The organism is Gardnerella coleohominis (assembly GCF_002896555.1).
Lineage (GTDB): Bacteria > Actinomycetota > Actinomycetes > Actinomycetales > Bifidobacteriaceae > Bifidobacterium > Bifidobacterium vaginale_F.
This window is the reverse complement of record NZ_MNLH01000008.1, coordinates 16220-30727: the sequence shown is the minus strand read 5'-3', so window position 1 is coordinate 30727 and position 14508 is coordinate 16220. Positions and strand designations below refer to the sequence as shown.

9 protein-coding genes and 1 pseudogene are annotated in these 14508 nt (G+C 42.7%); 6 read left to right on the top strand and 4 right to left on the bottom strand.

Translation table 11 applies throughout. The annotated features are described in order from the left end of the window. The first annotated feature begins 66 nt into the window (after positions 1–66). The 5 genes and pseudogenes from BFS05_RS06065 to malQ all read left to right on the top strand — a co-directional run bounded on the left by BFS05_RS06065 (position 67) and on the right by malQ (position 8762). Positions 67–1290, top strand: a complete 1224-nt coding sequence (locus tag BFS05_RS06065) for an extracellular solute-binding protein (RefSeq protein ID WP_103085071.1) — start codon at positions 67–69, stop codon at positions 1288–1290. A 159-nt stretch (positions 1291–1449) separates the two neighbouring features. Beyond that, a complete protein-coding gene (locus BFS05_RS06060) occupies positions 1450–2856 on the top strand; it encodes a carbohydrate ABC transporter permease (protein ID WP_103085070.1) in 1407 nt (468 codons plus the stop codon). Continuing rightward, positions 2853–3776: pseudogene (locus BFS05_RS06055) on the top strand (sugar ABC transporter permease). The gene BFS05_RS06060 and the pseudogene BFS05_RS06055 overlap by 4 nt, the downstream one beginning before the upstream one ends. Positions 3777–4165: 389 nt before the next feature. Next, the gene (gene pulA, locus BFS05_RS06050) at positions 4166–6250 is read left to right on the top strand and encodes a type I pullulanase (protein ID WP_103085069.1); all 2085 of its coding nucleotides are present in this window, start codon (positions 4166–4168) and stop codon (positions 6248–6250) included. 262 nt (positions 6251–6512) lie between these two features. Beyond that, the gene (gene malQ / locus BFS05_RS06045; protein ID WP_103085068.1) at positions 6513–8762 is read left to right on the top strand and encodes a 4-alpha-glucanotransferase; all 2250 of its coding nucleotides are present in this window, start codon (positions 6513–6515) and stop codon (positions 8760–8762) included. A 151-nt stretch (positions 8763–8913) separates the two neighbouring features. On the opposite strand, the gene BFS05_RS06040 is transcribed toward malQ, so the two are convergent. The 3 genes from BFS05_RS06040 to BFS05_RS06030 all read right to left on the bottom strand — a co-directional run bounded on the left by BFS05_RS06040 (position 8914) and on the right by BFS05_RS06030 (position 11391). Further along, positions 8914–9522 carry a DUF624 domain-containing protein gene (locus tag BFS05_RS06040; protein WP_103085067.1) on the bottom strand — a complete coding sequence of 203 codons (609 nt, stop codon included), beginning with the start codon at positions 9520–9522 and terminating at the stop codon, positions 8914–8916. A 187-nt stretch (positions 9523–9709) separates the two neighbouring features. After that, positions 9710–10543 carry a carbohydrate ABC transporter permease gene (locus tag BFS05_RS06035; RefSeq protein WP_103085066.1) on the bottom strand — a complete coding sequence of 278 codons (834 nt, stop codon included), beginning with the start codon at positions 10541–10543 and terminating at the stop codon, positions 9710–9712. Further along, the gene (locus BFS05_RS06030) at positions 10540–11391 is read right to left on the bottom strand and encodes a carbohydrate ABC transporter permease (RefSeq protein ID WP_103085065.1); all 852 of its coding nucleotides are present in this window, start codon (positions 11389–11391) and stop codon (positions 10540–10542) included. The genes BFS05_RS06035 and BFS05_RS06030 overlap by 4 nt, the downstream gene beginning before the upstream one ends. A gap of 301 nt (positions 11392–11692) precedes the next feature. Here BFS05_RS06030 and BFS05_RS06025 point away from each other — a divergent pair, with 301 nt between their 5' ends. After that, positions 11693–12706 (top strand): LacI family DNA-binding transcriptional regulator, encoded by a 1014-nt coding sequence (locus tag BFS05_RS06025; RefSeq protein WP_103085064.1) that lies wholly within the window; start codon positions 11693–11695, stop codon positions 12704–12706. 180 nt (positions 12707–12886) lie between these two features. Here the strand turns inward: BFS05_RS06025 and BFS05_RS06020 are convergent, their stop codons facing one another. Continuing rightward, positions 12887–14230 carry an ABC transporter substrate-binding protein gene (locus BFS05_RS06020; RefSeq protein ID WP_103085063.1) on the bottom strand — a complete coding sequence of 448 codons (1344 nt, stop codon included), beginning with the start codon at positions 14228–14230 and terminating at the stop codon, positions 12887–12889. Between the last annotated feature and the right edge of the window lie 278 nt (positions 14231–14508).

Here is a 14508-nt window from a genome sequence, read left to right as displayed (position 1 = left end):
CACAGCTTAGTCCGTCACTACGCCACCAAAGAAAATGCCATACGGCATAAAATTAGGAGGTCAAGGATGACGAATATTAAGAAGATGCTGGGTGCTGGTATCGCTGTCGCAACTTTGTTTGGTTTCGCAGCTTGCGGTTCTAACAATAACAGTTCCGAAAAGAAGGCAGATACTTCTACTCCAGTTCAGCTCACTGTTTGGGGCTCTGCAGATGATCAGAAGGACGGCGGCTGGATTAAGACAGTCGAGGAGGAGTTCAAGAAGGACCATCCAAACGTTACCTTCAAGAATGCTGTTGTTGAGCCACCAGACGCTGCAAAGGCTGTGAAGCAGGATGCTAAGGCTGCCGCTGATGTGTTCCTCTTCCCTAACGATCAGCTCGGTGACTTGGTAAAGGCTGGAGCAATCGGCGAGTTGAGCGATGCTGCTACAAACCAGGTTAAGGAACAGAACGAAGATACTTTGATCAAGTCTGTTACCGCTCAGGATGGCAAGATGTACGGCGTTCCTTACACCGGCAACACTTGGTTCATGTACTACAACAAGGCTAAGTTCTCCGCTGATGACGTAAAGTCTCTCGACACTATGCTTACAAAGGGCAAGGTTTCCTTCGATATTGCTAACGCTTGGTATCTCCCAGGCTTCTACCTCGATGGCAACATGACCCTCTTCGGCGAGAATGGAAACGATGCCAAGGCCGGTATGAAGCTCAGCGACAAGGCTGGCGAAGTTACAAAGTACCTCGCAAACCTCGTTGCAAACAAGAACTTCGTGCTCGATGGTAACGGCCGCGGTTTGGCCGGTTTGAAGGATGGCTCCGTTGACGCTTACTTCTCCGGTTCTTGGGATGCCGCCAAGGTAAAGGATGCTTTGAAGGACAACTACGCTGCAGCTGCTCTTCCAAAGTTCAAGACCGAGTCTGGCGAACATCAGATGAAGTCCTTCGCTGGTTCTAAGGCTGTTGCTTACAACACCAACACCAAGTCCCCAGAGATGGCCGCTACTTTCGCTGCATTCTTGGGCTCCAAGAAGTCCCAGCAGATCGCTTTCGAGAAGGAAGGCGCAATTCCTTCTGATAAGTCCCTCGCTGATAGCGTAAAGGCTGAGCCAGCTGCTGTTGCTCAGATGGAAACCATTGCTAAGACTTCTGTCTTGCAGCCAGCAATCCCAGAGATGGGTAAGTTCTGGGATCCAGTCCAGGCATTCGGCACCGGTATCTCCACCGGCAAGATTACTCCAGCAAACGCTGCTGCACAGACTGCAGAATTTGCTAAGGGCTTAGGAAAGTAAGTAAACAAAACCTACTCTAGCCAATAAATTTAAATGGTTGCATAAGCAATGTCTTATGCACTTCGAGTAAAACGATGCGCCCCAGTCCCCGCTCCGGCAAGGGGCGGGGCGCGTTGTTTATCTTCTATTAAATAATTTTGTTTACATGAAAGGCATGTCATGACTGGCACGACATCCACAAAGCTAAAAAGGCGCCAGAAGAAGACGTCAACTGCAGAACGCTTTGCTCCTTCACCGTATTCTTTGAAAGAGGCTGTAAAACATGCAGATGCTCTTTCATGGATTTCCATCGTAATATTCGGTTTCGGTAATTTCGTGCGTATGCAATTCGTTAAGGGTCTTATATTCTTAGCGTGCGAAGTTGCACTATTTGCATTCTTGTTCACAACCGGTATTGAATATCTTCCAAAACTTCACACGCTTGGTACAGTAGAGCAAGGAAAAATTAAGGTAAACGGATTCTGGCGATACACTCCAGGCGATAACTCTGTAGAAATTTTGCTCTACGGCGTTATGTCAATCTTAACAATTGTATTGCTTGTTTATCTTGCAACACTTTCTCTTCGCAGTGCTTATAAGACGCAGTCTGTAGTTAAAAGCGGACATAAGCCTCTTAACTTCATCAAAGATGCAAAGCAGCTCTTGAATGAAAAAGCACATATTGGTTTCATGACTCTTCCAACTGCTGGAATTGTGCTGTTCACAATTTTGCCATTGTTCTTCATGATTTCTATGGCTTTCACAAACTACGATGAAGACCACCAAAAGAAATTCAGCTGGGTTGGATTAGAAGTTTTCTCTGAGTTCTTAACCGGCAAAAGCAAGTTAATCAAAGCCGACGTATTCTTTGACGTATTAATCTGGACTCTTATTTGGGCATTCCTTGCTACATTCCTTAACTTCTTCTTCGGAATGTTCATAGCGATGATAATTAACAGAAAGACGACTCATCTTAAGAGCGTATGGCGTACTTGCTTCTCTCTTACGATTGCAGTTCCACAGTTTGTTTCGTTGCTTATCATGAATAACATGCTTGACCAAAACGGCGTTATTAACGTTGTCTTTAAGGAGCATGGTTGGATACGTCATGAACTTCCGTTCCTTACAGATGTAACTTGGGCTCGAGTAACAGTTATTATCATCAACCTTTGGGTTGGTATTCCATTTACTATCATGCAGATTACGGGTATCTTGCAGAATGTCCCTGCAGAACTCTACGAAGCTGCAGAGCTTGATGGTGCAGGCTGGTGGCAGCGCTTCATGAACGTCACAATGCCATACATCATCTTCGTTATGACTCCATACTTGATCACCACGTTCACTGGTAATATCAACAACTTCAACGTTATTTACCTCTTAACAAAGGGTGGCCCAGCAAGCAGTAAAGTTAACAGCGCAGGCGGCACCGACTTGCTTATCACATGGCTCTACAAGTTGACTGTTGACCAGCAGAACTACAACGCAGGTGCTGTAATCGGTATTTTGACATTCATTGTTCTCGCTGTTGTGGCACTGATTACGTATCGCAACTCTGGATCTTATAAGAATGAGGAGGGATTCCGGTGAGTAATAAAAATACCACAAAAGCCGCGAAGTCTGTCGAAAAAAGCACTCGCACTGTTCCGCTTACACAAGATCAGCGCATTCGAAGGATTTTCGGAGACATATTCTCACATCTGTTCTTGCTCGTGTTATCAGTTATTTGGCTGATCCCAATCCTGTGGGTTGTATTGGAAAGCTTCAATGCTAACACTGGCGCCTATCAGAAGACATTCTTCCCTACTGAATAATCGCTAAATAACTACATAAAGTTATTTACGGATACCGATGACATTAATTTCCCACGAATGTTCTTGAACACCCTGATTGTTTCAATCTTCGTGTGCATTATTTCTTTGGTATTCGTATTAGCAGTATCCTTCTGCATGTCTCGCCTCCGCTTCAAGGGACGTAAGACATTCATGAACCTTGCTTTGATTCTTGGCATGTTCCCAGGCATCATGGCTGTTATCGCTATCTACTTCATTTTGAAGGCTCTTAGCTTAACAACAGGTTCGATTGTGTTAGTCGCACTTATTATCGTTTATTCCGCAGGTAGCGGCGCTGGCTTCTACATCATGAAGGGCTACATGGATACTATCCCGAAGTCTTTGGATGAAGCTGCATACTTGGATGGCTGCACAAAGTGGCAAGTATTCTGGAAGATTATTGTTCCAATCTGCAAGCCAATGATTGTGTTCCAGGCTATTACAGGCTTCTTAGGCCCATGGCTAGACTTCGTTATGGTTAAGACAGTAGTAAGGGATAATAAGGAAAACTACACAGTTGCTTACGGCTTGATGGAGATGCTTACCAAGAAGTATCTACCTGATTGGTACGCTTCATTCGCAGCAGGAGCTGTGTGCATTTCCATCCCAATCGTGATTCTGTTTATCGTGATGCAGCGCTTCTACGAAGAGTCCATGTCTGGCTCCGTTAAGGGCTGATATCAGATACTGGTATTACTAGTATCAGTAGGTATCTGATTATACTTACACAGATTACGGGCAGTTAAAAAATTAATAAATCGCTTAAAGGTTATTCGAAGCTACGATTCACTAATTTGTGAAATAAGTTTTGCGGCAAATAACTGGTAGCGTAGAATAGTGAGGGCCGAGCGTCATTAAGCGTTTCGGCCTTCACTATCTCAAATTTAATAAGCATTTTCAGTTTTCAATAGTTTTCAGTTTTCAATGTTCGTTACAGACGGATTTTGCAGCCAAGAGTTACAAACCTAACGTTACAAACTGATATGGCAACCTGGTATTGCAACCCAGCATTGAAAAGAACATTACAGAAAAACTGCAGAATAAAACAAAATCAGAAGGATTGTTTTATGACTTCTTTACCTTCAGCACAATGGCCAACTTACGAGGGATCACTTGGATTCACTCTTAACGCAAAGTCCACTACTTTCACGCTATGGTCACCTACTGCAACTTCAGTAACATTGCGACTTTTTGAAACCGGAAATAATAGCGAACCAACTCAATCTTATGAATTAAAACCTCATCATGACGGCGCTTGGAAAGTTAACGTACGTAAACGACTTGACGGAATTTATTATGATTATCTAATCGCTTTCCAAGACGGAAAAGTTAATCGCACAAGCGATCCATGGGACATCGCAAGTGGCGTCAACGGCGAGCGCAGCTTAGTAATCGACGAAAATCGCGTTGCTCCAGCCAATTGGGAAAAAGATAAATCTCCAAAATTCTCTGAACACTCTACTGTGATTTGGGAAACACACGTATCTGATTTCAGCAATGATGTTAATGGCGGTTTTAAGCCTGAACATCGCGGAAGATTCTTAGCTTTCACGGATGAGCACACGACTGTAACTTCTGAAATCAACGGTAAGACTGTTACATCTCCAACAGGTATTGACTATCTTAAAAAGTTGGGCGTTACGCATGTCCAGCTCATGCCAATTTATGATTTTTGCACTGTGAATGAAATCAACATTTACGACGCTCGCAAAAACGGCGAAAACATCGATCAGCTTTATAACTGGGGATATGATCCTAGTGCTTATAACGTTCCAGAGGGAGCTTATTCTTCTAATCCTTATGATGGCACTGCACGAATCCGCGAATGCAAAGCTATGATTGCTGCCCTTCATAAGAATGGATTGCGCGTTGTAATGGACGTAGTTTACAACCACATGTATCATTCCGACAACGCTTTCGAGCAAACCGCACCAGGGTATTTCTGCAGGCGTAACGAAGAAAATATACTTTCTAACGGCTCTGGATGCGGCAACGACATGGCTAGCGAGCATCCTATGTATCGCAGATTTATTATTGAATCTTTGCTGCATTGGGCTAAGTGCTACCACATTGACGGATTCCGATTTGATCTTATGGGTTTGATTGACACTGATACTTTGAATCAAGCTCGAGAAGCTCTTGATAAACTTCCTGGCGGAAAAGACATACTCATGTATGGCGAACCATGGTCTGCTGGTTATACCGCAGTGCCTGAAGGAACAACCATGGGAGATAAGCTCGGTCGACATAATTTAGACGATCGAATCGGTTGGTTTAGTGATGAAACTCGCGATACTCTTAAAGGTAACGTTATGGATCATCACGAGCATGGTTACATTAATGGAAATGAGTTTTGGACTGCGGATTCGGCTCGTCAAGCGTTAAACGGATGGCGCGGTACTCCTTCTGCCGGTAAGAAAGTTGGACAAATTATCCAATATATTTCCGCTCATGACGATTTGACTCTGTGGGATAAACTCTGCATTTCTTTGCGCGAAAAGCCTAGCGACTCTGATTTTTACGCTAAGGATCCTCATTCAGTAGCGGATCTTTTCACAGCTAATATGCTTGCTGCCGGAATGGTTTTGTGCTCTGCAGGCACTCCATTTATGTTAAGCGGCGAAGAATTTGGCCGTACTAAAGGCGGAAACGATAATACTTATAAAAGCGGTGCGAAAATCAATCAGCTTGATTGGGTGCGTTCGCAAAAGTATGAGTCGCTTGTACGCTGGTATAGCGATTTGATTTCTTTGCGCGCTAAGCATAAGTCTTTCTATGACGGTACTCGTACGCAAATTAAAGCATCCGATAAGACTGTAATAGCTGATCTTATTGGAGATGACGTGATTGTATGCGTTAATCCTATGTATAATGCGGACGCTTCCGTCACTTTGCCTGAACTCTCTAGCAAAGGAAAGCACAAGAATTGGAAGATTGAACTTGACTCTTCCAGCTATTTTGCTGATTGGGTTGCGGGCGATTGCGATGCTACTTGTTCTGATGCTTGTGGTTCTGGCGCTTCTGATGCGGCGGCTTGTTCTGCTACTTGTGAAGCAAGGCAAGCTGGAGCTAACAATCCAGCTGGTTTAGACTCTGCTGCAGAAGTTCTGCATATTCCGTCGCGAACTTTCGTAGTTCTTGTGCGCGAGTAGTTCAGTCGTATCTGGAATTTGTAAGCTCAATCTCAATCAGATTGCATGTTTTATAGGCGTAGAAAATGTTGGTCTTCTGCGCCTTTTTGTTATTTTATCTACAGACACTTATTTGCAAACAATATCAATAATTTATATAATAGCTTTTTAGAGTGCGGCTTAATCCACAGATGCGTTAAGTTTTGTTGTACTCTCGCTCTCGTTTGCACATCTGGCACTAAGTGCAATGAGTTGAAGAAGGTGCCGTAATTAAAGGAGCATAATGAGCAAAGAGGCTAAAAGCGAAGACAAAAGCACGCCTGCTGTTGAGGAAAGTGCGGAACGTCTTGCGCGTCCACTTATTAAGTTAGCGAAAGCATGCGGAGTAGCTACTTTTTATATCGATCAATTGGGCGATTATACGGAGATTACTGATGAAGCGTTGGTTGGAGTTCTTGACGCTTTAGGTTTTAAGGCTGATACGCCTGAAAGTATTGCTGATTCTTATGAGCGCGTTTCTCAAAAAACAGCTAATGAATTGCTTCCTCCTACTGTAGTTGCTTTTAATGGTGTTAAAACTTGTGTGCCAATTCACGCAGGAGATGCCCAAAAAGAGCAAATTCATATTTCTCTTACACTCGAAGATGGAACGGATTATGAAGGTTCGTTAGGCGATATTCAATCCGAAGACAATGGAGATTTGTTCATTGAGCTTCCGGATGATTTGCCAATGGGCTACCACACTTTGCATGCTAAAGTAATCAACGCGAATGGTGAGACGGCTCAACATGCTGATGTCACATTGATTGCCGCACCTGCGCGTATTCCATTGCCTGAAAGCGTTAAGCAAAAGCAACGTTGGGGATTCATGACGCAAATGTATTCTGTGCGTTCAAAAGATTCTTGGGGAATTGGCGATTATGGCGATTTGCGTCGTCTACTTAAGGATGCTGGAGAAATCGGCAAGGCTGATTTTATGCTGATTAATCCAATTCATGCGTGCGCTCCAGTAACACCTCTTGAGCCTTCACCGTACTTGCCTGAGTCTCGTAGGTTCTTAAATGTCACTTATATTCGTCCGCAAGATATTCCAGAATATGCTGAATTAAGTGGAGAGAATCTTGCTAAAGTAGAGCAATTGCATGAGTCTATTGCACCTCAAAACAACAATCCAAATCCTATAGATATCAACGCTGCATGGGATGCCAAGCTTCCTGCGTTGCGTATTATTTTCAAGCAGCCTCGTTCCGCAGAACGCGAGCGCGAATTTAGTGAGTTTAAGCATCGTTCTGGTGAAGATCTTGATGCTTTTGCCACCTGGTGTGTTGCGTTTGAGGTTTGGGGTGCTCCTTGGGGCGAGAATTTGTGGTTTGATACTACTGGTAAAGGCACTCCGCAAATTGAACGACTTAAGCGCGAACATGCTGACTTGTTTGAGTTCAATCGTTGGCTTCAGTGGATTGCTGATGAGCAAGTTGCTGCAGCTCACGCTGAAGCTAAGGCTGCTGGCATGGCAATTGGTCTTATGCAAGACATGGCAGTTGGCGTACACGGTTACGGTGCTGACGTTTGGTGGAGTCCGGAACGATTTGCTAATGGCGTTAGCGTAGGCGCTCCTCCTGATTTCTACAACCAGCAAGGTCAGGATTGGGGTCAACCTCCATTCGATCCAAATTACTTGGATGAAACTGGCTATATTGCTTACCGAGACATGGTTCATAACGTGTTCTTGCATGCAGGAGCTGCTCGCATTGATCACGTTCTTGGCCTCTTCCGCTTGTGGTGGATTCCACAAGGGCAAGGTGCTAGAAACGGCGCGTATGTGTACTACAACGTAGATGCAATGCTCGCAGTTCTCACTATTGAAGCAACTCGCGCAGGCGGTGTTGTTATTGGCGAAGATTTGGGCACTGTACCGAAGTATGTTTCTAAGGTGCTTGCTGCTCACGGTGTTCTTGGAACAGTTGTTGAGTGGTTTACTCATGACGATGAGGCTGAAGCTGCACTTAAGAAGGCTGGCAAGAAGGAAATTATTTACGCAAATCCTTCTACGTACCGCGAATACGCTTTGGCTTCTGTAACTACGCACGATATGCCACCTACAGCTGGTTATCTTGCCTTTGAGCATGTAAAGCTTCGCGAGCAGCTTCACCTGCTTACAGACTCCGTAGAAACGTTCCAGGAGACTGCTCAAGCTGAACGCGATGCAATGATGAAGATGCTTCTTGAGAACGGCTGGATTAGCAAAGATGCTGCTAAGGATGTTGAGGGTCACGTACAAGAGATTGTTGAGGGTATGCACGCTGTATTGCTTACTTCCCCATCGCTTCTATTGCAGGTGGCTTTGGTTGATGCTGTCGGCGAGAAGCGTTCACAGAATCAGCCTGGAACTAGCACAGAGTATCCAAACTGGCGTATTCCACTTGCTGACACTGATGGTCGTGTAGTTCACACCGATGAAGTATTTAAGTCACCACGAGTGCTATCTATGACGGCAGTTATGCGCGGCGAAAATACACGGAAGCATGTATAATTTAACAGTTGGTTTACTGATGAACTGACTCTATTCCCCCCTCGTAAGGAATATGATTTGCATAGTAGCAAGTCAAAATGTTCCTTGCAATGATGTCCTATGTGAGGCGAGCATTGTCATAGATGCTCGCCTCATTAATTATTTGCAGAAACTACTGCTTAATATACTTTGCAAAAACACGCTCCAACAAAGGCGTGTGAAGCATAATAAGCGATCCCCAACCAATGAATACCAACAAAGGTAAACCCTGCGGCAGATACACGATTGATGCAAATATTAACACAATAAACACTATATCTAGCAGTGCCATTAAAAGAGTTTCTTTCCAATAAGAAATACCAAAAATAAGAGAATTAACCACTGTTTTATCGATTGAATTTTTAAAACGCGCTTGCAGTGCAAACACCCATTCGGCAATAAGAACCCATAATATGCTCAGAATAAATTTAATAATTAAAAGTGGAGTAGACCACACACAAAGCCATAGCCAAATAATAGCAAAAAGAATCGGACCCATTACAGCCCAAATAATAGTAGATTCCAAAAAATTGCTAGCAAACGCACGAAAATACGCTGCAGTAATATGTCCTTCACCTCGCTCTATACGTCTTGCAGCATCATGACCTGCACAAAGAGAAGCACCGATAGTGATTAAAGGAATGCTTGTTAAAATCATCAATATTGTAAGCCACACGGCATCAGCAAATGTTTCCATGCCTTGCGCAAACTTTGAATCTGGGCTTCCAAACGAGAAAAACATTCTATACTATCTCCTGGTTTTATGACGCAATTCCTATGCTTTACTATCTATAGATACCTTTAACAACGAACTCTACCACTTAATTACAAACTAGCGTAACTATTAAAAATAATGACGGTGTGCACAAACATATAGTATGCGCACACCGCCGCTTTTACTGCCACCGGAATTTTGGAGAAGAATTAATCTATCCCTTTACTGCGCCAGACATAACACCTTTAATAATGTACTTCTGGCAGATGAGGTAGAAGATTATGATTGGAACAATTGCCATAACTAAGCAGCCCATCATTGCGCCCATTTCAACGGAACCATAGCCACCCTTCAAATACTGAACAGCTATAGAAATAGTCTTATACTTGTTGAGATCGAGCGTCAAGAACGGAAGCAGGAAGTCATTCCAGATCCACATTGCTTGTAAGATTGAAACCGAAATAATAGCAGGTCGCATAATCGGCACAATAATCTGGAAGAATATGCGTGGCACAGAAGCGCCATCAAGCATTGCAGACTCTTCGAGTTCTTGCGGAATACCCTTAATTACGCCAGTGAAAATAAATACTGCAAGACCAGCACCAAAGCCTAAGTAAATAATCCACAAGCCCCATGGAGTATTCAACTTCAAAGTATTCGTAATGTAAGCAAGGGTGTACATAACCATCTGGAATGGCACAATCATGTTGAATAGGAACAACACGTAGAGCAGTTTCGCAAACCAATTATTAACTCTAACAATCCACCATGCACACATTGATGTGCACAGAAGAATAAGAATCACAGAGCCAACAGTTACAACCACAGTCCATAAGAAGCTCATAGGAAAATCAGTACGATTTGAGCCTAATACGTAGTTAGACATTCCAACAAACGATTTTGGACTAAAAGTAAAAGGATTGCTGGCAATATCAACCTTAGACTTGAAAGAATTCAGCACTACTAAAGCTATAGGGAAAATCCATAACAAGCTTATAAAAGTGAACAGCACCGTCAATAACGCAGGATACTTTGTCTTCTCGTTCATGCTGCTACCTCCTTCGACCTAGTGAGAATATTCTGAACCATAGCAATAACAGCCACGATAACGAAGAACATGACTGCCTGAGCCTGACCAACGCCTTCACATCTTGGAGTAGTGAAAGTCCTATAAATATTAAGAGCTAACATTTCTGTTTTCCTCGATGGACCACCATTAGTTAATGCGAAGTTCTGATCGAAAAGCTTAAAGCCGTTAGTAATTGTTAAGAACGTGCAAACAGTAATAGAAGGCATCATCAATGGAATAGTGATCTTGAATAAAGTCTGGCTTGGGCTTGCACCATCGACAGCAGCTGCTTCCATAACGTCTCCAGGAAGAGCTTGCATACCAGCAATGTAAATAATCATCATATAGCCAATTTGCTGCCAGCAAACAACAATCACAAGACCCCAGAAACCGAATACTGCAGAGAACGTAATCGTACGATTGAAGTATCCAAGTATGCCATTTAACAAAAGCTGCCAAATATAGCTTAAAACGATACCGCCAATAAGATTTGGCATGAAGAACACTGCTCTAAATAGTGTTGTACCCTTGAACTTCTTAGTAAGTAAATACGCAATCGCAAAAGCAACAACATTAATAATTATTGTTGTAATAACTGCAAAAAACGTTGTGAACAAAAACGAATAAAGAAGATGCGGATCTTTTAAAGCTCTATAGTAGTTACGAAAACCCACAAACTTACCATCAGTTACAGTAGTGAATTTTCTAAAACTCAAATACACACCCATAATAAATGGCACTAAGAAGCCAACAATAAACGCAGCAAACGTAGGTAGCGCAAATAGCCACCACCATTTACGTATTGCCTTTCCGCTCATACTAATCATGACTCGTCACTTTCTCCTCTTTGAGTGCGATATCTACGTAGACATCGCTGTCCTGAACCAATACTTTCATTCTACTACATGAATTAGTTATGTCAAACGTTGTCATTTTCGACATGTCGCTTCAAACAAATATCAAAATTTAGTTTTAAAAAATTGCTTATTATCGTTGGTATTCCAGCAAAATTTGCTAAAATAGAAATGTTTGCAAACGTTTGTTTGTTTCGAACTATAAAAGTTCACACTAAACAACTAAACACAAGGCTGTGCTACACGTTTGTTATACTCGAATAAAGGGGTTCACATGTCGGCAAATATTCAAGATGTAGCAAATAAAGCTCATGTGTCAGTTTCTACTGTGTCGCGTTCATTTACACGACCAAACTTAGTATCTGCATCCACTCGCGATAAAGTATTGGCAATTGCCAAACAATTGAATTTTTCTATTTCGAAATCTGCAGCAGCACTGAAATCTGGTAAAACCTTGCGCATCGCTTTACTGATTAGCGATCAAATTCGTCTATGGTTTTCTGCATCTATTATTCAAGGATTGAATCAAGTATTCCACACAGCTGGATACGATTTATCTATTTTTCAGATTTCCAGCAGCAAAGAGCGTAGCGAATTTTTCACAATGCTCCCAACTAGACGTAATGCTGACGCCGTTATTGTATGCTCATTTGACGTAAATACCAACGAAATTGCACAACTTAAATCAACAGGGGTGCCAATTGTTGGCATAAACTGCTTATATCCACAAAAATGCGATTTTGACGCGACTATCAATATTGACGATGACCAAGGTGCAAGACTTATGGCACGCCATTTAATAGGTTTAGGGCATCGCAATATTGCATATGTGCGCACAACTCGTGACGTTTCACTACATTTCAGCGTATTGCAGCGGTACCATTCTTTTATTGATGAATGTCAAAATAGCGGAATTACACCTATAGAAATTGTGGCACCTGCTAATTCTGATCGCATAAGTGCAATAGTTTCTATGCTTCTTGGAAATTCAATTATGCCAACAGCAATTGCATGCCAAGAAGATGGGATTGCAATACCACTTATGTTTCAGCTCGCACGCAGCGGGTATTCCACTCCAAAAGATGTGTCAATTGTTGGTTTTGACGATAGTTTTTACGCGCATGAAACTGGCTTAACTACTATTAGACAGGATCCAGTTGATATTGCTTCTACTGCGGCAAATATCACGCTTGAGCTTATAAACACAGAGAAAGTTGAAGATCCATATCGCATTGTTCCAGCGCAACTTATTGTGCGTTCAAGCACATCCGCATTATTAAATGACTAAGCCTTTTATAATTTTCTATAAGGTATCAAGATAACAAAGATATCTAAATAACAAAGATATCTAAATAACAAAATCCGCTAGGACTTAGCACTATTATGTGCCAGTATCCTAGCGGATTTGCTTACGTCACCTTTGCTTGCTTACGTCAGCAGGTGTAACGTCTATTTATTTATTAATGGATCAGTCGTCATCTTCGTGAGCCTGAGAATATTCCTTAGCCCAGCCGTCCACGAATGCGCTCTTAACCTTATCCCACTTGCCGGTGCCCTGAGCGTACTCAAGCAAAGCGGAGCCGAGGTCGTTCTTCCAGTTATCAGATGGCATTACGGTGAAGTTCCAGCTTACTGGAGTCTTACCGGACTTAGCATCTTCAACAGCTGCTTGAGTCAATGGGTTGTCGGACTTGATATCTGCGAAGCTCTTGAATGGAGTGGTGAAGCCCATCTTCTTAGAAATAGCTTCCTTACCAGCATCGGAAGTAAGCAACCACTTCAAGAAGTCCTTAGTTGCCTTCTTGTTAGCGTCAGATGCCTTCTCGTTGATGCACCAATAGTTCTCAGAACCAGTTGCCAAACCTTGCTTCTCTTCGCCCTTAGCGCCAATGTAAATTGGGAGCATGCCAAGGTCTTCAGCCTTCATACCAGCCTTGGAGAGGTCACCCCAAGCCCAAGTACCATTCTGATAGAACACAGCCTTGCCCTGCGAGAACTCAGCATTTGCATCTTCACCAGTCTTAGAACCAATCTTCGTTGCTGGTGTAGTGGAATCAGTAATGTAAAGATCGAAAATCTTCTTGTAACCGTCAAGGAACGTACCCTTTACCTTTGCAGGCTGCTTGGTAACATGATCTTCCTTGAACTCATAGTACAAAGGAAGATTTGCAAGGTGGGTCTTGAAACGCCAATCAGAGCTGGAATCGAAGCCAGCAGAAGTGAATGCACCATCGACACCAAGATCTGACTTGTGCTTTTGGATATCATCTGCAACAGCCTTCAACTTATCGAAGGAGTTGATTTCTTCAGCAGACTTTACCTTAGCATCCTTAAGACCGGTGTACTTCTTGAGCAAAGCCTTGTTATAAATCAAGCCGTATGTTTCCATTGCATATGGAATACCAACAACCTTATCTCCATCCTTCAAAGCAATATCCTTGTTCTGAAGCTGGTTATAAAGCTCAGTATCCTTCAAATCAGCAGTGTAACCCTTCCAGCTTGCGTAACCAACTGGGCCGTTAATCTGGAAGAGTGTAGGAGCTTCGTCACCCTTGCTAATTTCGCTCTTCAAAGACTGCTCATAAGTTCCGGAAGCAGCAGTTTGAACCTTAACTTCAACACCAGTTTTCTTGGTGTATGCCTTAGCTACTTCTTTCCACTGATCTGCAGCTTCTGGCTTAAAGTTCAAGAAATAAACCTTACCTTTAGCAGAGCTGTCGCTTGAGGAGGATCCGCAAGCAGCAAGCGCGCCAAAAGCCATTGCTGAGCAAGCTACCAGTGCAATTGTTGATTTAATTGTACGATTCATCATCGAACCTTTCTCCTATGCCGACAATCCCGTCATCGGACTGCCACACCTCTAGGTGTCCTTATCGACAATATTTATTATGCCTCAACTGTTGCAATATTGCAAACGATAGCATAAGTAAATTAACGCGTGTCGTCATAAAAAATATCACACACCAATATCTCCGATAAAATTAACACGTATTTTTGGCAATAATTAAAGGGATTACGCAACAATTTAGCAAACGATTGCGCAATCCCTTGAGAATCATAATTTAAAACAAATTATTTAATTAGCAGCTA

What these genes read in the sequence shown, in the direction of transcription:
- BFS05_RS06065 (WP_103085071.1), top strand. Translation starts at nt 67, where the DNA reads ATGACGAATATTAAGAAGATGCTGGGTGCTGGTATCGCTGTCGCAACT.
- BFS05_RS06060 (WP_103085070.1), top strand. Translation starts at nt 1,450, where the DNA reads ATGACTGGCACGACATCCACAAAGCTAAAAAGGCGCCAGAAGAAGACG.
- pulA (WP_103085069.1), top strand. Translation starts at nt 4,166, where the DNA reads ATGACTTCTTTACCTTCAGCACAATGGCCAACTTACGAGGGATCACTT.
- malQ (WP_103085068.1), top strand. Translation starts at nt 6,513, where the DNA reads ATGAGCAAAGAGGCTAAAAGCGAAGACAAAAGCACGCCTGCTGTTGAG.
- BFS05_RS06040 (WP_103085067.1), bottom strand. Translation starts at nt 9,522, where the DNA reads ATGTTTTTCTCGTTTGGAAGCCCAGATTCAAAGTTTGCGCAAGGCATG.
- BFS05_RS06035 (WP_103085066.1), bottom strand. Translation starts at nt 10,543, where the DNA reads ATGAACGAGAAGACAAAGTATCCTGCGTTATTGACGGTGCTGTTCACT.
- BFS05_RS06030 (WP_103085065.1), bottom strand. Translation starts at nt 11,391, where the DNA reads ATGATTAGTATGAGCGGAAAGGCAATACGTAAATGGTGGTGGCTATTT.
- BFS05_RS06025 (WP_103085064.1), top strand. Translation starts at nt 11,693, where the DNA reads ATGTCGGCAAATATTCAAGATGTAGCAAATAAAGCTCATGTGTCAGTT.
- BFS05_RS06020 (WP_103085063.1), bottom strand. Translation starts at nt 14,230, where the DNA reads ATGATGAATCGTACAATTAAATCAACAATTGCACTGGTAGCTTGCTCA.